The sequence below is a fragment of the Amycolatopsis sp. H20-H5 genome, from assembly GCF_035828755.1.
Taxonomy (GTDB): domain Bacteria; phylum Actinomycetota; class Actinomycetes; order Mycobacteriales; family Pseudonocardiaceae; genus Amycolatopsis.
This window is the reverse complement of sequence record NZ_JAYMZS010000005.1, coordinates 100,532-117,454: the sequence shown is the minus strand read 5'-3', so window position 1 is coordinate 117,454 and position 16,923 is coordinate 100,532. Positions and strand designations below refer to the sequence as shown.

15 protein-coding genes are annotated in these 16,923 nt (G+C 67.6%); 4 read left to right on the top strand and 11 right to left on the bottom strand.

Going from position 1 to position 16,923, the window contains the following annotated elements:
* The first annotated feature begins 512 nt into the window (after positions 1–512).
* Together QMK34_RS04195 and QMK34_RS04190 are read left to right on the top strand one after the other, a co-directional pair.
* On the top strand, positions 513–2,267 hold the full coding sequence (locus QMK34_RS04195; protein ID WP_326411657.1) for an FAD-dependent oxidoreductase: 1,755 nt from the start codon (positions 513–515) through the stop codon (positions 2,265–2,267).
* Positions 2,268–2,405: 138 nt separating this feature from the next.
* Positions 2,406–2,543: a hypothetical protein gene (locus tag QMK34_RS04190; RefSeq protein WP_326411656.1), complete on the top strand. Its 138-nt coding sequence runs from the start codon at positions 2,406–2,408 to the stop codon at positions 2,541–2,543.
* Positions 2,544–2,707: 164 nt separating this feature from the next.
* Here QMK34_RS04190 and QMK34_RS04185 read toward each other — a convergent pair whose 3' ends face one another.
* From QMK34_RS04185 to QMK34_RS04160, 6 genes are all read right to left on the bottom strand, one after another.
* Complete coding sequence (locus tag QMK34_RS04185; RefSeq protein ID WP_326411654.1) at positions 2,708–4,057, bottom strand: helix-turn-helix domain-containing protein; 1,350 nt, start codon at positions 4,055–4,057, stop codon at positions 2,708–2,710.
* 154 nt (positions 4,058–4,211) lie between these two features.
* The gene (locus QMK34_RS04180; RefSeq protein ID WP_326411652.1) at positions 4,212–5,651 is read right to left on the bottom strand and encodes an MmgE/PrpD family protein; all 1,440 of its coding nucleotides are present in this window, start codon (positions 5,649–5,651) and stop codon (positions 4,212–4,214) included.
* Positions 5,648–6,889, bottom strand: coding sequence for a flavin reductase family protein (locus tag QMK34_RS04175; RefSeq protein ID WP_326411649.1), 1,242 nt, complete (start codon positions 6,887–6,889; stop codon positions 5,648–5,650). Before QMK34_RS04175 ends, QMK34_RS04180 begins: the two co-directional genes overlap by 4 nt.
* A 10-nt stretch (positions 6,890–6,899) precedes the next feature.
* Complete coding sequence (locus QMK34_RS04170; RefSeq protein WP_326411647.1) at positions 6,900–7,259, bottom strand: DUF4387 domain-containing protein; 360 nt, start codon at positions 7,257–7,259, stop codon at positions 6,900–6,902.
* Positions 7,256–8,620, bottom strand: coding sequence for an acyclic terpene utilization AtuA family protein (locus QMK34_RS04165; protein ID WP_326411645.1), 1,365 nt, complete (start codon positions 8,618–8,620; stop codon positions 7,256–7,258). Before QMK34_RS04165 ends, QMK34_RS04170 begins: the two co-directional genes overlap by 4 nt.
* Positions 8,617–9,984: an LLM class flavin-dependent oxidoreductase gene (locus QMK34_RS04160; protein ID WP_326411643.1), complete on the bottom strand. Its 1,368-nt coding sequence runs from the start codon at positions 9,982–9,984 to the stop codon at positions 8,617–8,619. The genes QMK34_RS04165 and QMK34_RS04160 overlap by 4 nt, the downstream gene beginning before the upstream one ends.
* A 114-nt stretch (positions 9,985–10,098) precedes the next feature.
* Here QMK34_RS04160 and QMK34_RS04155 point away from each other — a divergent pair, with 114 nt between their 5' ends.
* Positions 10,099–10,905: an IclR family transcriptional regulator gene (locus tag QMK34_RS04155; RefSeq protein ID WP_326411640.1), complete on the top strand. Its 807-nt coding sequence runs from the start codon at positions 10,099–10,101 to the stop codon at positions 10,903–10,905.
* Positions 10,906–11,082: 177 nt separating this feature from the next.
* The gene (locus QMK34_RS04150) at positions 11,083–11,988 is read left to right on the top strand and encodes a bile acid:sodium symporter family protein (protein WP_326411638.1); all 906 of its coding nucleotides are present in this window, start codon (positions 11,083–11,085) and stop codon (positions 11,986–11,988) included.
* A 361-nt stretch (positions 11,989–12,349) separates the two neighbouring features.
* On the opposite strand, the gene QMK34_RS04145 is transcribed toward QMK34_RS04150, so the two are convergent.
* From QMK34_RS04145 to QMK34_RS04125, 5 genes are all read right to left on the bottom strand, one after another.
* Positions 12,350–13,114: an SDR family NAD(P)-dependent oxidoreductase gene (locus tag QMK34_RS04145; protein WP_326411636.1), complete on the bottom strand. Its 765-nt coding sequence runs from the start codon at positions 13,112–13,114 to the stop codon at positions 12,350–12,352.
* The gene (gene hisD, locus QMK34_RS04140) at positions 13,111–14,433 is read right to left on the bottom strand and encodes a histidinol dehydrogenase (RefSeq protein ID WP_326411634.1); all 1,323 of its coding nucleotides are present in this window, start codon (positions 14,431–14,433) and stop codon (positions 13,111–13,113) included. The genes QMK34_RS04145 and hisD overlap by 4 nt, the downstream gene beginning before the upstream one ends.
* A gap of 117 nt (positions 14,434–14,550) precedes the next feature.
* Positions 14,551–15,024: a hypothetical protein gene (locus tag QMK34_RS04135; protein ID WP_326411632.1), complete on the bottom strand. Its 474-nt coding sequence runs from the start codon at positions 15,022–15,024 to the stop codon at positions 14,551–14,553.
* 86 nt (positions 15,025–15,110) lie between these two features.
* Complete coding sequence (locus tag QMK34_RS04130) at positions 15,111–16,319, bottom strand: oxidoreductase (protein ID WP_326411630.1); 1,209 nt, start codon at positions 16,317–16,319, stop codon at positions 15,111–15,113.
* A gap of 36 nt (positions 16,320–16,355) precedes the next feature.
* Positions 16,356–16,910, bottom strand: coding sequence for a flavin reductase family protein (locus tag QMK34_RS04125; RefSeq protein ID WP_326411628.1), 555 nt, complete (start codon positions 16,908–16,910; stop codon positions 16,356–16,358).
* Positions 16,911–16,923 lie beyond the last annotated feature (13 nt).

Sequence of the window (16,923 nt, the reverse complement as noted above, 5' to 3'; positions counted from 1 at the left end):
ACCGGCGAGAACGACGCCGCGCTGACCCGGCACAGGCGCGCCCGGTCATCACGCCGCCGAGACCTTCGGGCCGAACTTCCCACGCCTGCTGAGGATCAAACCCCCGATGAGCCCCGCACTGTCTTTTTCTCAGAACGCGTCTGAGAACTGACGTAGCAGCCGCAGCTCGAAGCCTCGAGCACCTGTCCTTCAAAGCCGCTTACCCTCCACAAAGGACGAAAAATCCACCCATTCGCCCCTTCTATACCGCGATGACCGTTTCATGTGTGCCCCTGAAGGCCACCATGACAGCGTTAAACGCCGTGAAGGCTCCCATCAGGGCACACGGCAAAGCCTGGGGTCGCGACCGAAGGGGACCTTCCCTCGACTCAACCTCGCAAAGTCCCCTTCACCAGAACAGACCGCGTGCCAGCCCCCGTCAGTCAGCGGCCCTAGGCGCCAAACTGGACGACATGACATCAGTTTCCGGACGCCCTCTCAGACCCTCGCCGTCCCCACTTTGGAGAACCACGATGTCTAGGCAACCCCAGAACCGGCCCGACGTCCTGATCGTGGGCGCAGGACCGGTCGGTCTCTCGACCGCCCTCCAACTCGGCCGCGCTGGAGCGCGTGTCCAGGTGCTGGAGCGCCGCGCCGGGCCCATCGACCAACCCCGGGCGCATGTCGTCAACGCGCGCACCATGGAACTCTTTCGCGCCTGGGGAATCGCCAGCGAGGTGCGCGGCGACGGGCTACCACTCGATCTTGCGACTTCCTTCGGCTGGGTAACCGAGATCCGCGGCGAGGAGTTCGCCACGATCGACTACATCGACGCGGAAACCGCCGAGCGCTATTCGGCGGAGACACTCTGCAGCTGCCCGCAGGACCTGGTCGAGTCTCGGCTGCGGGCCGCGGCACTGGCCTCGGGGCGGGTAACGATCGAGCAGAACCGCGAGGTCGTCGGGTACCGGGCCGTTGACGAAACGGCCGGCCCGGTAGGCGAGGTCGAAGTACGCAACGCGGACAGCTCCGTCGACACTGTGCGAGCCCGGTTCGTGATCGCCGCAGACGGGGCGGCGAGCCCAGTGCGCGGACTCGCGGCGATGGCCATGGAGCGCACCATTCCGCTGGGCCGCAAGCTCAACCTGTACTTCCACGCGGATCTGACCTTCTACAGCCGTCGCCGACCGCACATCCTCTGGTTCGTCCACAACATCGCGACCCAGGGCATCCTGATCCCCTTCGACGGCGAGCGCCGCTGGGTCTACTCCGTCGACATGGCCGACGGGGAGAGTGTCGCCGACTACGGCGACCAGCGCTGCCTCGACCTCGTCCGCGCCGCTGTCGGCGACCCTGCCCTCGAGATCGACCTGCGCGCGCGGCTGCCATGGACCCTCGACATGGGCGTCGCGGAACGATTCCGCGATGGACCGCTCTTCCTGGTCGGCGACGCCGCCCACCGGTTCCCGCCGACCGGCGGGTTCGGCATGAACAGCGGCATCCAGGACAGCCACAACCTGGCCTGGAAGCTCGATCTCGTACTGCGCGGGCTCGCCGAAGAATCCCTGCTCGACAGCTACGAGAGCGAGCGCCGCCCGGTCGCGGTGCTCAACGCGACCCAGTCCACGCTCAACGCCGAGCACCAGATGGAGGCCGACGCCTCCCTCAACAACCCCGAGACCCTCGCACTGCTGGCCTCCCCCGAGGGCGCCGAGCTGCGGGCGGGGATCGCGGAGAACCTCTCCAGCATTCGCGAGCAATTCCACTCGCTCGGCCAGCAGTTCGGCCACATGTACCGCGGCGCCGCAGTGGTCGACGACGGCTCACCAGCGCGTGACTCCACCATCAGTGTGTACCGCGCGACCGCTCGCCCAGGGGCTCGCGCCCCTCATGCCCGCGTACGTACAGCAAACGGTGCCGGACCGGACATCACGACGATCGACCTGGTCACCGGCGGCTGGACAGTGCTCGTCGCTGGTGACGCGGGCGACTGGCGCACGCCAGCAGGTCAGGTCGGCGAGGAGCACGGAATCCTGCTGGCCGTCCACGGCGTTCACCCGGCTGGTGACAGCGCCGATCAGGCGGATTTCGTCGACGCGGTGTCCCCAGGGCACTGGCGCCGGCTCTATGAGATCGAGACGGGTGGAGCGGTGCTGGTTCGGCCCGACGGGCACGTTCTGGCCCGTTGGCGCACACGACCGCTGAACCCGGCCGCGTCGTTGGCCGAAGCCGTAGCCGCGGTGCTGACTCCGAGCAACACGGCGCAAACCGCGAAGACAGCGTCCTGACGGTCATCCTCACGGAGCTCCAGCGAGGTCCGCCGCCCGGCGCAGGGCGGGTATCGCCTCCATCACACGTGCCGCAAGCGCTAGCAGGAGCTCCTGGGCCAGAGCTGCGCCCGGTTCCCGACCGGACGACGGCAGGTCGTGCCTGACAATTTCTCCACGAACACCGTCTCCTGGCCGAACTGGATCGAGTGCGGGTTCACCCTGTTGCACTACTTCACCCGCGACGGCCGCGACCATCTCACTCACACCACCCAGCAGCCGCAAATCGTCGGCTAGGGCTGCTGAGCGGACAAACGTGCCACACCAAAGCGGCGCGCCGGGCGGTCCGGCCGGTCTCCTTACCCACCGAACTAGTGCGGGCGACTGCGGCCGATTCGACATCTCGACCATGAACCCGACCACCCGGTGTGAGCGGCATGGCGTTTGTCAACGCAGTGCCGCTACGCGAGTCCTACGGGCCGCCGTGGCTCTGCCGCCGCGAGCAGGTGCTCGGCGCGAAGCGCGATCTCCATGTCCAGCCGGTCGTCGGCATTGTCGAGCCGCTCTCCGAACAAGTCGGTCAGCTGATGCAGCCGGTATCGGACGGTTTGCGGGTGGACCTTGAGGATGGCGGCGATCTCGGGCGCGCTGCCACGGGACTGCAGCCAAGTCAGCAAGGTATCGCACAGGCGGGCTCGTCGCTTGGGCGTCAAACCGGCCAACGGCGCCAACGCGCGAGCACACAGTTCCTCGAGCAGGACTTCGTCGGCGAGCAGGCACAATGTCGAGAGGTGGTCGGCGCACCAGACGACGGCCGTGTCGGCGATGACACCGCGCTTGAGCAGCCGCATGGTCTGTCGCGCCCGAGCCAGCGAGCTGGCGGCACTGGCGAGCGGGACGGTCGGCCCCACCGCTACTCGCCAGTCTCCCAGCTTGCCGGCCAAGTCCCGCATGTCCCTGGCAGGGTTGGCGGTAAGCAGCCACGGTTGACCACCGTCAAAAGCGGCCAGTATCTCGCCAGGCAGGTCGGGAATCCCGATACCAGGGTGCACGGTGCGGGGCTCGAGCACGACGACGGCAACGTCGGGCGGCAGGTCCCAGTGCGCTGATGTCGCGTGCTCAGCCACGATCCGCCCGGTGGCAGGCGTGTCTGCCACCAGCAGTTCCAGCAACCGCCGACGGTGCCGCGAGAGGGCAGCGGCCGAATGATTCTGCGCGACGGCGTAGCCCTCGATCGACAAGGCGGAGATCTCCTCGACATACGCGAAGATGGCGTCGGCGCACCGACAGAGAACATCGGTGGTCAGCCCGAGCGCCCGACCGCCCGCGGAGATGTGTTGCCAGGCCGCCCGGCCACCTATCCCGTAGGCGGTCTGCAGGAAATCGAGACTGCGGCCCTCCTCGAATTCGATCCTCCCGAACGTGCGGAAGAGCAGGTTCCAGTTTTCATCCGGTTTTGCTGCGGCAAGGGCTCTCTCGACGCATTGCCCGACAGCTCGCCTGATGCCGTGGTTGGTGGTCGTGTCGAGCCGGAATTGTGGGACTGAATTCTGGATCTCCTCAAGTATCGCCGCGGCCAGCGCGTCAACGTGCTCCCCGAGCCAGTGGGCCATCCGGGCAGGCAACAGCGAGCCCAGATCCCGCCGCTCGACCGGACCTGCGCGACGACCGGGCGACTCCGGCGTAAAACCCGAAGACAAGGAATCCGGGAGACTGCTGTTTGCGGTGCTCGTGCGTAACTCGGAGTCCTTGCCCGCGGCCGATTCAAGGAGAAGATCTGGTAGCGCGCTTGCGGCAGTCACGTCAGTCATCCATCAGCCTTTGGATAGCAATACACATACGCTTCGTTGCGATCGGGTTTGCCTACCTTGTTTCAGCTGCGGCAGTCATGTTCTGTTTTGGGAGCGATCTGGAGTACCACTGGTGATGGGTTCGGATCCTCCCGACTTGTAGCCGGCGTGGCCATCAGGAATCGAGGGTCGCCGCAGCCATCAGGTCGGCGGTGGTGTGGTGCTCCAAACCCAGTACGAGTTCTCCCAGGCGTTGCGCCTCGTGGCCGGACATGGTGCGTCCTGCTGTTTGATCGAATTTCGCGAGGATTTCGTCGCGGGCCAAGGGGTGTTCTTTCGTGCCCCGGCTGTCAGCGACGTGGGACCGCAGCGTCCGGCCGTCCTGGAGCGTCACGAAGACAGTTCCGGGGAAATGCCAGGGGAAGGCAGTGTCGGGGTCGGGGGTGCAGGAGACCTTGGCGGCGAGCGCCAGGGTGTCGGGGTCGTCGAGGGGCTGGTCATAGAACATGGCCAGGTCCATCGAACGGCCCAGGAGCCGGGCAGCGGTGACGTACGGGACGCTGAAAAGGGCGTCGTAGATCGCGGGTGGCGCGATCTTGCGGTCGCGCGGTTCACACACCATCGGGATGACCATGGCGGGCACGGTGCAGGTGATCTCGGCAACGTCGTCCGCGGTCAGCCGGTCGACCTTGAGGTCACCGAGGATGTTGGCCGCCGCGTCGACGAATGCGTGGGTGAAATGGCAGCACGGGTAGGGTTTCAGCGCGATGTCCGGTGTCCACCACACTTCACCGATGTCGGCGATGGCCAGGTCTGTGGCCGTCGGTTTCTCGCCGATGTGGGCTTGATAGAGGCCGCCTTGGCCTTCGAAGACCGTTGCGGGACCACGGAATCCCGCTTGCGCCATGGTTACGGCGGAGATCGCGGCGTGAGCTGCCCAGCCCGGGTGCATGCGCTTGAGCCAGGAGTCGTGGAGCTCGAGAATGCCGGCGGCCTGGCTTCCGCAAAGCCCGAGGGCGTTTTCCAGTGTCGCAGCGTCGGTCTGGCGGAGCTTTGCCGCGACGCACGCGGCGGCGAAGGTGCCGATGACCCCGGTGGGGTGAAATCCACGCAAGTGGAAGCGTCCGGCGCCGGCCTTCGCGAGCCTGCAGCCGACTTCGAGGCCGACGATGTAGGCCAGCAGGAGGTCTGCTCCGGTGGCGCCGACCTCCTCGCCCACCGCGAGCGCGGCCGCGGCGGCGGGCGCGCTCGCGTGGTAGATCGCGCCAATGTGGGTGTCGTCGAAGTCCAGTCCGTGCATCAGGGTGCCGTTGACCAGCGCCGCGTAAGCCGGGGTGAGGCCGCTGCCGAAGCCGAGCACGGTCGCCACACCGGAACCCTTGGCGCCGTCGAGGCGCACTCCGGCCTCGTGGATCGCCGATCCGAAGTCAAGGGTCGTCGCGGCCAGTGCCAGGCCGACAGCGTCGAGCAGGTGCTCTTTAGCGGTCTCGCGCACCTTCAGTGGCACATCGGTCCACTGAAGCGCGACGACAGCGTCGGCCAGTTGTGTGGCCAGCGGCCTGACCGGAGCCTCGAGCGGCGACGGGTCAGCGGAGCGGGATGCGGTCGAGGTCACAGTGTGTCTCCTGACGGTGGGGCCTGACGCCCACGGTGAACGGCGTTCACCGTGGACAGGGAGCTGATCCTCGCAGCGAGCTGGTGCACGGCTCGGGCGATGTCGGCGAGCGGGCTCTCAGTGGGGAACCCGGTCGCCATGACACCCAGGACGACTTGGCCGGCCCGATCGACGATGGGTGCCCAGATGCTGCGTATCTCGGGATGGTCAGCCGCGGTCGCATGGTCGGTCAGGCGGGACGTGACGAAGTCGAGCGGCTCCCAGGCGAGATCGTGGGTTTCGGCGGCTTCCCCAGCGGAGGAACGAGGGTCGCCCGACATTCGTTCGTCCAGTAGCCGGTCGAGCCTGTCGTGGACCGGGCTCAGTCCGACCGTGAGTCCGCCGTCCGCGCGAATCAGCCGCATGGCTTCGTAGACGTGGTCGCGTCGGGCGCCGGAGGTTCCTCGGAGCCACTGTTCGACGGTGGCGGGGTCCGCGTGGGACATCCACCAGATCCCGATGGGGGCGGCAACGGCGACGGGCTGGCCGATCGCGGCGCGGGTGATGCGGTGGTCGCGGGCCTGTCCGGCGAGCGCGAGCATGGTGAACGTCGTGGCATCGCAGTGCGCGACGCCGATTTGGCCTGCGACGTCGCGGGCGGTGCCCTCAAGCAGAGGGCGGGCGCGATCGATGAGCTGGAGTTCCGCGGTGAAGCGATCGTCGGAGGCAACCAACGTGTGAGGGGTGAAGCTCCCGTAACCGCCTTGGAAGAACAGGAGCGGACGCCCTTCCGCGGCGGTGTCGAGGTCGAGGACGCGGCCGACGACGATCTCGTGGTCACCGGCATGGTGCACGGTGTCCGTTTCGCAGTCGATCCAGGCCACGGCCCCGTCGATGATGGGCGATCCACTGGGCGCGGGATGCCAGGCGACACCCTCGTACTTGTCGCCGTGGTGGGCGGCAAACTGTCGGCACAGACGTTCTTGGCCGGCGTCGAGGATGTTGACGCAGAAATGTTCGGCCGTCCGAATTCGGTTCCAGGTGCGCGAACTGGTGGACGGGAGGAACGCCACCAGCGGCGGATCGAGCGAGACGCTGGTGAACGACCCGACGACCATCGCTTCCGGCCGCCCGTCGGCACCGATGGCGGTCACCGCGGTCACTCCGGTCGGATAGTGACCCAGGACCCGGCGGAACCAAGGTGAGTCAACAGCGCGAGCGCTGACAGCGAGGCCAAGCGAAGGGTGTGTTGGTGCCATGATGGGTTCCTCAGTGCTCCGCGGGCCGGGCTACTCGGAGATTCAGCAACGGGGCATGCTGCTGGGCGCCGAAGGTGTCGCGTTCACCGACGCCGCCTTGGTCGCCCCAGCGCCGTAGCGTCAGCTTGAACGCCAGCGCCGGTTCGAACCAGTCGCAGAAGACGACGTCGTTGCCGGGGACACCGAACAGCTCGGTCAGCTTGTGGCGGTCCAGGACTCCTGCGTCACGGACATGCGTGTAGATCGCCGGATCGGTGAACAGGATGTCGAAGGTGATTTCGTAGGGGCCCGCGTTCTTGCTGCGGATCACCGCGGCGAGGTCGCGCAGCCGCACGGTGGGCTCCGGGCCGATTTCGGTGCTGCGGATCATGCGCCCACCTCTCGTTGTCGAACGGGAAACGCTGGCAGGCCGGTGGCGTCGAGAACGTGGTAGACGCTGAAGCGGCAGACAGGGCCGATAGCGGTCTCCATGGGGTTGAGGGGAAGCGCGAAATTCCCGGCGGTGGCGATTTGGCCGTCGTAGGGCAGGTGCAGCATGCCGATGCGGGCGTGGGCGGCGATCGCCTTGGCCTTCGCCGGAGTGGCGGCGGTGACCTCGGCGAGGATGCCGAGCTCGAACGGAGTGCCGGTCTCGGGCTCGCGGGCACCCATCACGCCGTCGCGGCCGTAGACGTGGAAGTGGAGCTGGGCCGCACCGGAGGCCAGCTCCGGGTACAGACCACTGAGGATCTTGCGCAAAGTGTCGAGGAAGGTGTCGATCTGGTCGATGAGGATCGGGTCGCGGACCCCGCCCATGAACACCGCCCGGTGCCCGGTGACCGTGGCACCCTCGACCTTCAAGGTCGGAGATTCGCCATCGTGGTGCTTGCTGCCCGAGACACGGACGGTCCGCTCGTCCACCACCTCGTAGCGGCACGCACGGACATCGAGCACGCCGTCGGGTCCTGGCAGCAGGTCCGGCCGGCTCTTCTCGTACATCGTGTGGGCTGCCACCGACAGCGGGGTGCAGCGAGCTCCGGGGCTCATCGGGGTTACGGTGAAACAGTCGTCGAAGAAGCGGGCGAGCACTCCGCTGCCCTTGGGTTCGGCGCAGGCACCGCCGCACTCGAGGATCTTGCCGGCGTGCCAGGCCAGCGCCGGGGCGACGCCGCGGCTGATGGCCCACGCCGCGTGGGGAGCGGGATCGTAGGCGCGTCCGGCGATGACCACGTCGGCTTTCTGCGGGGACTCGATGATCCGGGTGAACGGCTCGGCGCCGACCTGGGCGACCAGCGCGACAGCATCGGCGATATCAGCGCGCGTCGGCAGCTCGTCGCGGACGCTGTGCCGAATCTGGCCCTGGTCGAGCCGGTCGAGCACCACCTCGGGCGACAAGGCGGTGTGGACGGTAGCGACGGTGAGTCGCCAGCCGTTCTCGCGCCCGATGGAGTCGACCAGGCTGACGAGGTGGTCGACCTGGGCGTCGGTGCCCGCGCCCCCCGCGCTGCCGACGAACAGCGGGATACCGCGGGTCCCCGCCGCCTCCAGCATCGGGGTCAGGTCGCGGACCACTGATTCGTCGGTGCACAGCGTCTCGCCGAGCCCGAGCAGGTAGGGGCCCGGGTCGGTGGATCCGGCATCGACGACGATCGCCTCGACGCCCAGATCGAGCGCACTCCAAAAGTCCGCGACCGGGTAGCCGTAACCCAGCATGCCGGTGGGGGTCAGGATGGTCGTCAGTGCCGCGCTCATGGCCCGGTGACCCCAGTGGCTGTGGCGGCTGGTCGGGAGGGCTTGTCAAGGCCGAGATTTTCGCGCAGGGTCGTCCCCGCGTACTCGGTCTTGACCAGGTCGCGGCGCTGTAGCTCGGGGACGACCAGGCGGGCGAAGTCTTCGTAGGAGCCGGGCAGCGTGCTCGCCGAGAGCACGAAGCCGTCACAGCAGGTGTCGAACCATTCCTGCATCTGGTCGGCGACCTGGCTGGGGGTGCCGCGGAAGACCCGGCCCTCATCGATCGTGCCCCGGCCGGAGAACGTGACGAAGTCGGCGACCGACGGGTTGGGCGTACCGCTGGTGGCGATCACCCGATCCCGCAGCCCGTGCCACGACATCGCCGCGAGTTCCTCGTCGGCGAACGGCTTGTCCACAGGGCGGCCGGAGAAGTCCACGTTCAGGGTTTCGCACAGCAGAACCAGGCCGTCCTCCTGGCGCGCGTGCCCACGGATGATCTTCTCCTTGGCCTTGGCCAGTTCCTCGGTCTCAGCCACGATCACGCCGACCGCTGGAGTCACTGCGACCTTTTCGGGATCCCGGCCTGCGGCGGCGACGGCCTCCCTGATCGCGGCAGAGGTCTGGGCACCTTTCTCGATGTTGCTGAACGCGGTGAACACGACCTCGGCCCAGCGGCCGGCGAAGGCGAGGCCGCGTCCGCTCTGCCCGGCTTGGAGCAGGACGGGGTGGCCTTGCGGGGACTGCGGGACGGTGAAGGTGCCATCCACGTCGAAGAAGTCGCCGTGGTAGGTGGTGCGGTGAACCTTCGCGGGGTCGGCGAAGCGCCCGGCCTGCTTATCGATGACCAGAGCGTCCGGGTCCCAGGCGGTCCAGAAGTCACGCACGATCTGCACGAACTCGTCGGCGCGGTCGTACCGGCGGTCGTGGTCGAGGTGAGCGGCCTTGCCGAAGTTGTTGGCCTCGGCGGAGTTGAGGGACGTGACGATGTTCCACGCGATCCGGCCGCCGGTCATCTGGTCCAGCGTCATGAACCGGCGCGCGACATCGAAGGGCTCGAAATAGGTGGTGCTGGCGGTGGCGCCCAGCCCGAGGTGAGTAGTGACCGCTGCCATGGCCGTCAGCACGATCGTCGGATCCATCTTGACCGTGCGGATGCCGTGTTCGACCGCCAGGTCGGCACTGCCGCCGTAGATGTCGGGCATCGCCAGACGGTCGTCGAAGAACGCCATGTCAAAGCAGGCGTCCTCCAGCGTCCGGGCGATGCGCTGGTAGTAGGCGGGGGTGAGAAAGTCCGGGACGCTGGCCGGGCTACGCCACGAGCCGACATAGTTGGAGCAGTTCTGCGCCTGCATGAAGGCGATCAGTTTCATCGTGCGGGAGGTCATGGCCGGTGTCCTGACTGATACGTGAACGGGTAATTGCGTCCATGTGACAAGCCGCGCAGCAGGACCACCAACACAGGCTGCACAATGTGCAAGTACAGCCACGAAGGAGGGACCATGGTCTCGAGCAGATCCGGCGCCGCGGGCGTTCTGCGGGGCCTGGAGATCCTGGAGTCGCTGGCCGGTCTGGAGCAGCCTGCGACGTTGACTCGCATCGCGTCCCGCTCGGGACTCAACGAGGCGGCGACTTATCGCGCGCTGCGACGCCTGGAGGCGGAGGGCTACGTTGATCACGCGCCGCGAGTCGGGTACCGGCTGGGCAGCCGATCGATCGCGTTGGCCGTGCTCGTCGGCCCGGATCCTCCGTTGCTGCGAGCCACTCATCCCGTGGTCACCCGCCTGGTGACCACCACCGGTCACTCAGCGGCCATGCACCTGCGGTCCGGCGGTCACCGGGTGCTGACCGTCGGCATCCCTTCACCGTCACACCCGCTGCGCGACCAGGTTGTGCTGGGTGAGCGGGCCCCGCTGACCTCCGGTTCGAGCGGGCTGGCCATCCTGGCCCACCTGCCACCGGAAGAAGCCCAGACCGTGCTGAGCACCCGGCCCGCGGCGGAGCGACGGCCGAGCGACCAGGAACTCGAGCGCATCCGCCGCGACGGCTACTCGGTGAGCCGCAGCCAGAACCACGCCTTCATGACGGGCATCTCAGCGCCCCTCCTCGACCCGGACTCCGGCACGGCGTTGGGCTCACTCTCGATCGCGTCCCGCTCTGACCAGGCCGGTGCGACCGAGCTCGCCGACCTGGCCCCGATCCTGCTCAGTGCTTGCGCCGAGCTCGGTCCCCGGCTGGCAGCGCTGATCGGGCCGGGCGCGGCACGCAGCCGCCGCGGGCTCGACGTGGTCGTCCGGCGGCGCGACTGACATCAAACCGAGGTCGCACCATGTGCAAGTAAAGTGGTCGTCGGGCTGCTTCCCCCGCACTTTGTGTACCCCGCATCACACACAAGGCGCATGAAGCAGAGGTGTCTCAACGATGAGAGATCAGCTCTTCGAGTCGGTCTGGAACAGACCGGTCCCCGCACACGCGGGAGGTGCGTCATGGACCTGGTGAGTACCGCACTACCCGTGGCGCTCGGCATCGTCATGCTCGGTCTGGGCCTGGGTCTCACCGTCGGTGACTTCGCGCGGATCGCTCAACGGCCGCGTGTGGTCTTGGCGGCGCTGCTGACCCAGCTTGTCGTGCTGCCCGCCATCTGCGTCGGCCTGATCTATCTGTTCGGGCTTTCCCCGATCCTCGCCGTCGGCATGATGCTGCTGGCAGCGTCGCCCGGAGGGCCCGCCGCGAACCTCTACAGCCACCTGTTCGGCGGTGATGTCGCGCTCAACGTCAGTCTGACGGCGATCAACTCGGTGCTGGCGATCGTGACGATGCCTGTCATCTACAACCTGGCCGCAGCCCACTTCGCGGCCGGCGACGAGTCGCTCGGCCTGCAGTTCGGCAAGGCCGCGGAAGTTTTTGCCATCGTGCTGGTCCCGGTGGGCATCGGCATGCTCGTCCGGCGCTGGCGCGAGCGGGTGGCCCTGCGCCTGGACCGTCCGGTCCGCATCGCGTCGATGGTGGTGCTCGGTCTCCTCATAGGCGGGGCCCTCCTGCAGAACCGCCAGATCCTCGCCGACAACTTCGGCCACCTCGCCGGGATCACTGCGGTGTTCGGCATGGTGAACCTCGCCCTGGGTTACGTGGTGCCTCGCGTGTTCCAGGTGACCCACGCGCAGTCGGTGGCGTGTTCGTTCGAGATCGGCCTGCACAACGCGGTGATGGCGATCGTCGTCGCCCGCACCGTGATCGGCAGCGAGCAGATGGCGCTGCCGCCGGCCGTGTACACCGTGATCCAGCTGCCACTAGCCCTTGTCTTCGGCCTCGTGCTCGGCAAGACCGTCGCGTCACGGAGAAGCACCCCACACGTCGGCGAGAGATTGTCGCCGGCTGGAGAGCGGCCATGACTTCGCCCCGGACAGCGGAGCGACTGTTTCGATGTGGACCGCTCGCACTCGACACGTCCATGCTTACTCCGCATATCCCCCATCCGAGCAGCGACACCGGCCGAGTTCGGCTTCCGCTCACCATGCACGATCTGCCCGACCCGGAAGCCAGCAGCGGTGAGACGCTCGCCGAGGTCGTCGCGACCCATGTGCACGACGTGTCAACGGCGAACGCCACTATCCGCTCGAACCGCCAGTCGTGCCCGGCACCGGACGCATCGGCCGGGTGGTGCGCGTGGATCCGGATGCGACGAAGCCGCGCGCAGGAGACATCGCGCGCTACGGCACTCCTCAGACCGCTGCGCCACACGCCGCTACAAGCTCACCGGGCCACCATTCCGGCGGACAAGTCGATGTCGGCCGCACACAGACCCGGCATCTGCAGCATCGCGACCAAAGCCGCGGCGACCTCATCCTCGGTGACCATCCGCCCCAGTGCCGCACGTGACACGAACACGGCCTCTGCCTCCTCCACGGTGACCCCGGTGGCCACGGCTTCCCGCTGGAAATTTCCAGTCATTCGCGGGCCCTCGACCGGTCCCGGCGAAAGAGAGTTCACCGTGACACCGAGGGGGCCGACCTCGCCCGCGAGAGTCGTGGTCAGCCCGAGCACCGCCATCTTCGACGCGCAGTACGGCGTGCGGCGAAGCAACGGCCGTTTGCCGGACACGGACGCGATGTTCACGATCTGCCCTGTCCTTCGTTCGATCATCGGCGGCAGAAAGGCCTGGCACATCAGGAACGTACCCCGGACATTGACGCCGAACACCTCGTCCCAGTCCGCCGGGTCGACGTCCACCAAGGATGCGACGGGCCCGGCGATCCCGGCGTTGTTCACCAGGACCGAGATCTCCTCGTCGGCGAATTCCGCGGCCAGCTGCCGCACCGAGCCCGGATCACCGACGTCACAGACCGATGCCCGACCGGGTCCAGCCAACTGGGCGACGGTCTCCTCAACCGTGGCCCTGGTCCGTCCCACCGCGAGAACGCGCGCCCCGTTGACCGACAGGGCCGCGCACATCGCGCGGCCCAGTCCGTTGCCACCACCGGAAACCAGAACGGTCCGCCCGGAGAAAACGCCGCTCACAGCTCCGCCGCCACAGATGGACGGGTGTCCCACGGCAGCGGGGCACCACCGAACTTCGCTGCCCGGACATCGCCCGCGCGGGCGTGCCCTTCGAAGAGCTCCACCCGCGCGGCACGGCCACACACCTCACCGAGCCGCGCGCTCGCGGCCGGATCGGTGACTTCCTGATAGGTGACGGTCTTGAGGTATTTGCCCACCCACAGTCCGCCGGTGTAGCGCGCCGCTCCCCTGGTCGGCAGCACGTGATTGGTGCCAATCACCTTGTCGCCGTAGGAAACGCAGGTACCCTCGCCGAGGAACAGCGCGCCGTAGTCGTGCATCGCGTCGAGCGCCTGGCGCGGGTTGGCTGTGAGCACTTCGACGTGTTCGCTGGCGTACCCGTCCGCCACGGTGAAGGCCTCCTCAATCGAGTCGACTACGACGATTTGGCCATGGTCGTGCCACGTCGGCCCGGCTAAGTCCTTGGTCGGCATTCCCGGCAGCAGGGCGTCGATGTGCGCCAGCACCTCCACACCGATCCGGCGCGAGGTGGTCACCAGCACGGCCGGCGAGTCCGGGCCGTGCTCGGCTTGGGAGAGCAAGTCCACCGCGACGACGAACGCATCGGCCGTCTCGTCGGCGATCACCAGGATCTCGGTCGGCCCGGCGAACAGATCGATGCCGACTTCACCGAACAACTGCCGCTTCGCCTCCGCCACATAGGCGTTGCCCGGCCCGGCGATCAGGTCGACCCGGTCGATGGTCTCGGTGCCGATCGCCAGAGCGGACACCGCCTGCACGCCCCCGAGCAGGTAGATCTCATCCGCGCCCGCGAGGTGCATCGCCGCGACGGTCGCGGCGGGGATCTCGCCGCGGATGGGCGGCGTGCAGGCGGCCACTCGGGACACGCCGGCTACTTTGGCGGTCACGATGGTCATGTGGGCCGAGGCGGTGAGCGGATACCTTCCGCCCGGCACGTAGGCGCCCGCCGCGGTGACGGGAATGTGGCGGTGGCCAAGCCGGACCCCTGGCATCGTCTCGACCTCGACGTCGAGCATGGAGTCACGTTGCCGCTGCGCGAAGTTCCGCACCTGCCGTTGCACGAACTCGATGTCCTCGATGACCTGATCGGGCAACGTCGCGACGATCCGGGAAATCTCGTCCGCGCTCAGCCGGAAAGACTCCGGGGACCAGTTGTCGAAGGTGGCCGAGTACTCGCGGATCGCACTGTCGCCACGGCTCCGGATGTCCTCGATGATGGAGCTCACTCGTTCGCGGACCTCGCTGAGGTCTTGGCGGACCTTGGCTTTCGAGAGCGGCCGTTTCAGGACTTCGGGCATGAACTTCTCCAAGTGGTCAAGGGTTTAGCTAGAGGTTTCGAGACGCTGAAACGCGGCATCCGCGCCACCGGGCCGGAACGACGCGATTTCTCGCAGGCCCGTTCGGCGGCGACCGCGTCAGCCGGCGATGCTGACCGGCGCACCGCCAGCCGACGCGGCGCGGTGGTAGGCACGGCGAACCTCGGGGACGAGCCGCGCCGCCTCGACCGGGTCGACATGATCGGGCACCAATTTCAAGATGTCTCCAGAACGCCTGTCCGTGGGGACGTCGACGCCACGCGCCGTGATCAGCGCGTGGAAATGTCGATAGTTTTCGCCGAAGACGAGAAAGTAGGTCGCGGGCGCACCGGTGGCTTCAGCGACGGCGGCGACGAGATCCCTGGCCCGGCGGGCGAAGGTGGACAGTTCGGCATCGTTGAGACCGGTGATGAGTTCGGCATGCCTTCGTGCGCGCAGGAAGAACCAGCCGGGCACGGCGAACGCGGGCACGATCTCCGCTGCCCACAGGTCGTCGCGGAAGACGACGGAGGTCTCCGCGACCTGTTCCATGCCGCACATCAGGCAGTTGCCGGAATCCGGTGTCGCGCTCATGGCATTGTCTCCAGATCGTGGCCGACGGGACCGTTCGGTGCGTCGGCGTAGTTTCGGGGGCGGTGGGCGCAGACGTCGTGTCCGCCTTAGATGAGCGGGGTGATCTGATCGTCACGGTCGAGCAGTGCCTTGCCGTAAATCTCGTAGTCGACCGCGGGCAGCGTGACCGCGTGCCTGGCGGCGACCGCGGAATCACGCCAGAGGCGCTGCAGCGGGTTCACTTCCGCGAAACTGCCCGCGCCGTGGGCGAACAGCAGGATGTCGATCGCCTTGGTGACGTGCTCGAGCACCCATCCGGTGTCGGCGCGGACCCGGGCTCGGGCCAGCGTGTCCGGGTAGCTGCCGCGCCGGGCGGCGTCGTCGATGTCGTCGGCGGCGCGGTAGGCGTGCAGGTGCGCCGTGTCGATCAGCATCGCGGCCCGCGCGAGTTGCAGCTGGAAGGCGACCGAATCGGCTTGCGCGGTGTAGAAGGTGTAGGAAATCGCCTTCTTCGGCGCTTTCTCTGTCACGATCTGCAGGGCCTTACGGCCCATGCCCAGCTGCGGGCCGGCCAGGACCAGCGACAGCAAGGGCACGAACGCGGCACGGTAGAGCTCCTCATCGGTGCGTTCAGTGGCGTAGTTTCCGTCGATCGCCTGCGGGACCGACACGACCCGATGGTCCGGTACGAACACGTCCTCGGCGATGAGGCAATTCGAGCCGGAGGACTTCATCCCGGCCACGAACCAGGTCTCCTCCAGACGCAAGTCGTCGCGCGGGATCAACGCGAGCCCCTGATCCACTGCCACGCCGTGCTCGTCGGTGACCGGGATTCCGAGCATGGCCCACTGCGAGTGCCAGGAGCCGGAGTTGTAGAACCAGCGCCCGCTCACCCGGTGCCCACCGTCGACCTTGACCGACTCCGACGTCGGGGCCAGCACACCGGAGACGCGGGCGTCGGGATTGCTTGCCCAGACGTCGTCCTGCGCCCGCTCGGGAAAGAGGCCGGTCATCCAGGCGCAGACATTGCACAACGTCACCACCCAAGAGGTTCCCCCGTCGGACTCGGCCACCGCGGCCGACACGTCCAGCATGGTGCGCATGGAGGTTTCAAGCCCGCCGTAGCGTTTCGGCTGGGCGATCCGGAACGCCCCGGCGTCAACCAGCGCGGTGATGCTGTCCTCGACGACACGACGATCGGTCTCGCCTTGTGCGGAGTTGTCAGCCAGTAGTGGCTGCAGCTCCCGGATCCGACCCAGCAGGTCGGTGCCCGCCGTATCGGTGAGGGCGGCGGGATTCTCGGTGACGCTGGTCATGTCCAGTTCCTCTTCGGTCGGTGTCGTGCCAGCGGGTCAGCAGGCGCAGGCGGCGATGTGATTGGCGATCGGCGGGCGGGGCCGTTCGGCGAAGCGAGAGTGGGTGCCGAAGGTGCGGTGTGCGTAGACCAGCGGTGGTAGCTCGCACCGGCTGGCGGCGGTCACCAGACCGAACAGCAGCAGGTGGTCGCCGCCCTCGACGACACGGTTCAGTTCGCACACCAGCCACCCGGCCGCGCCGTCGAGGCGGGGTAGCCCGCAATCGTCGTGCCAGGAGGTGGTGGTGAAGCGGTCCGCGCCACGGCGAGCGAAGAGCGTGGCGAGGTCGTCCTGGCCGTGGCCGAGGAGGTTCACGCCGAACCGCCCTGCCTCGAGGATCCGTGTCAGCAATGTGGAGCGGCGGTCGAACGCGACAGTGATGAGCGGCGGGTCCAGTGACAGCGAGGCGAACGAACTGGCCGTCGCCCCATACGGTTCGTCACCGCATGTTGTGGTGATCACCGTGACCGGCGCACACACGCCCGCCATCAGGTCACGGAATCGCTGCGGCTCGACAGCTTTGTGCGCTGCGGCCGCGCGTTTGGTCGTCATCCTGATCACCCGC

Bases quoted from the DNA above. Each gene is read 5' to 3' on its own strand.
- QMK34_RS04195 (WP_326411657.1), top strand. From the start codon at position 513: ATGTCTAGGCAACCCCAGAACCGGCCCGACGTCCTGATCGTGGGCGCA.
- QMK34_RS04185 (WP_326411654.1), bottom strand. From the start codon at position 4,057: ATGACTGACGTGACTGCCGCAAGCGCGCTACCAGATCTTCTCCTTGAA.
- QMK34_RS04175 (WP_326411649.1), bottom strand. From the start codon at position 6,889: ATGGCACCAACACACCCTTCGCTTGGCCTCGCTGTCAGCGCTCGCGCT.
- QMK34_RS04170 (WP_326411647.1), bottom strand. From the start codon at position 7,259: ATGATCCGCAGCACCGAAATCGGCCCGGAGCCCACCGTGCGGCTGCGC.
- QMK34_RS04165 (WP_326411645.1), bottom strand. From the start codon at position 8,620: ATGAGCGCGGCACTGACGACCATCCTGACCCCCACCGGCATGCTGGGT.
- QMK34_RS04160 (WP_326411643.1), bottom strand. From the start codon at position 9,984: ATGACCTCCCGCACGATGAAACTGATCGCCTTCATGCAGGCGCAGAAC.
- QMK34_RS04155 (WP_326411640.1), top strand. From the start codon at position 10,099: ATGGTCTCGAGCAGATCCGGCGCCGCGGGCGTTCTGCGGGGCCTGGAG.
- QMK34_RS04150 (WP_326411638.1), top strand. From the start codon at position 11,083: ATGGACCTGGTGAGTACCGCACTACCCGTGGCGCTCGGCATCGTCATG.
- hisD (WP_326411634.1), bottom strand. From the start codon at position 14,433: ATGCCCGAAGTCCTGAAACGGCCGCTCTCGAAAGCCAAGGTCCGCCAA.
- QMK34_RS04135 (WP_326411632.1), bottom strand. From the start codon at position 15,024: ATGAGCGCGACACCGGATTCCGGCAACTGCCTGATGTGCGGCATGGAA.
- QMK34_RS04130 (WP_326411630.1), bottom strand. From the start codon at position 16,319: ATGACCAGCGTCACCGAGAATCCCGCCGCCCTCACCGATACGGCGGGC.
- QMK34_RS04125 (WP_326411628.1), bottom strand. From the start codon at position 16,910: ATGACGACCAAACGCGCGGCCGCAGCGCACAAAGCTGTCGAGCCGCAG.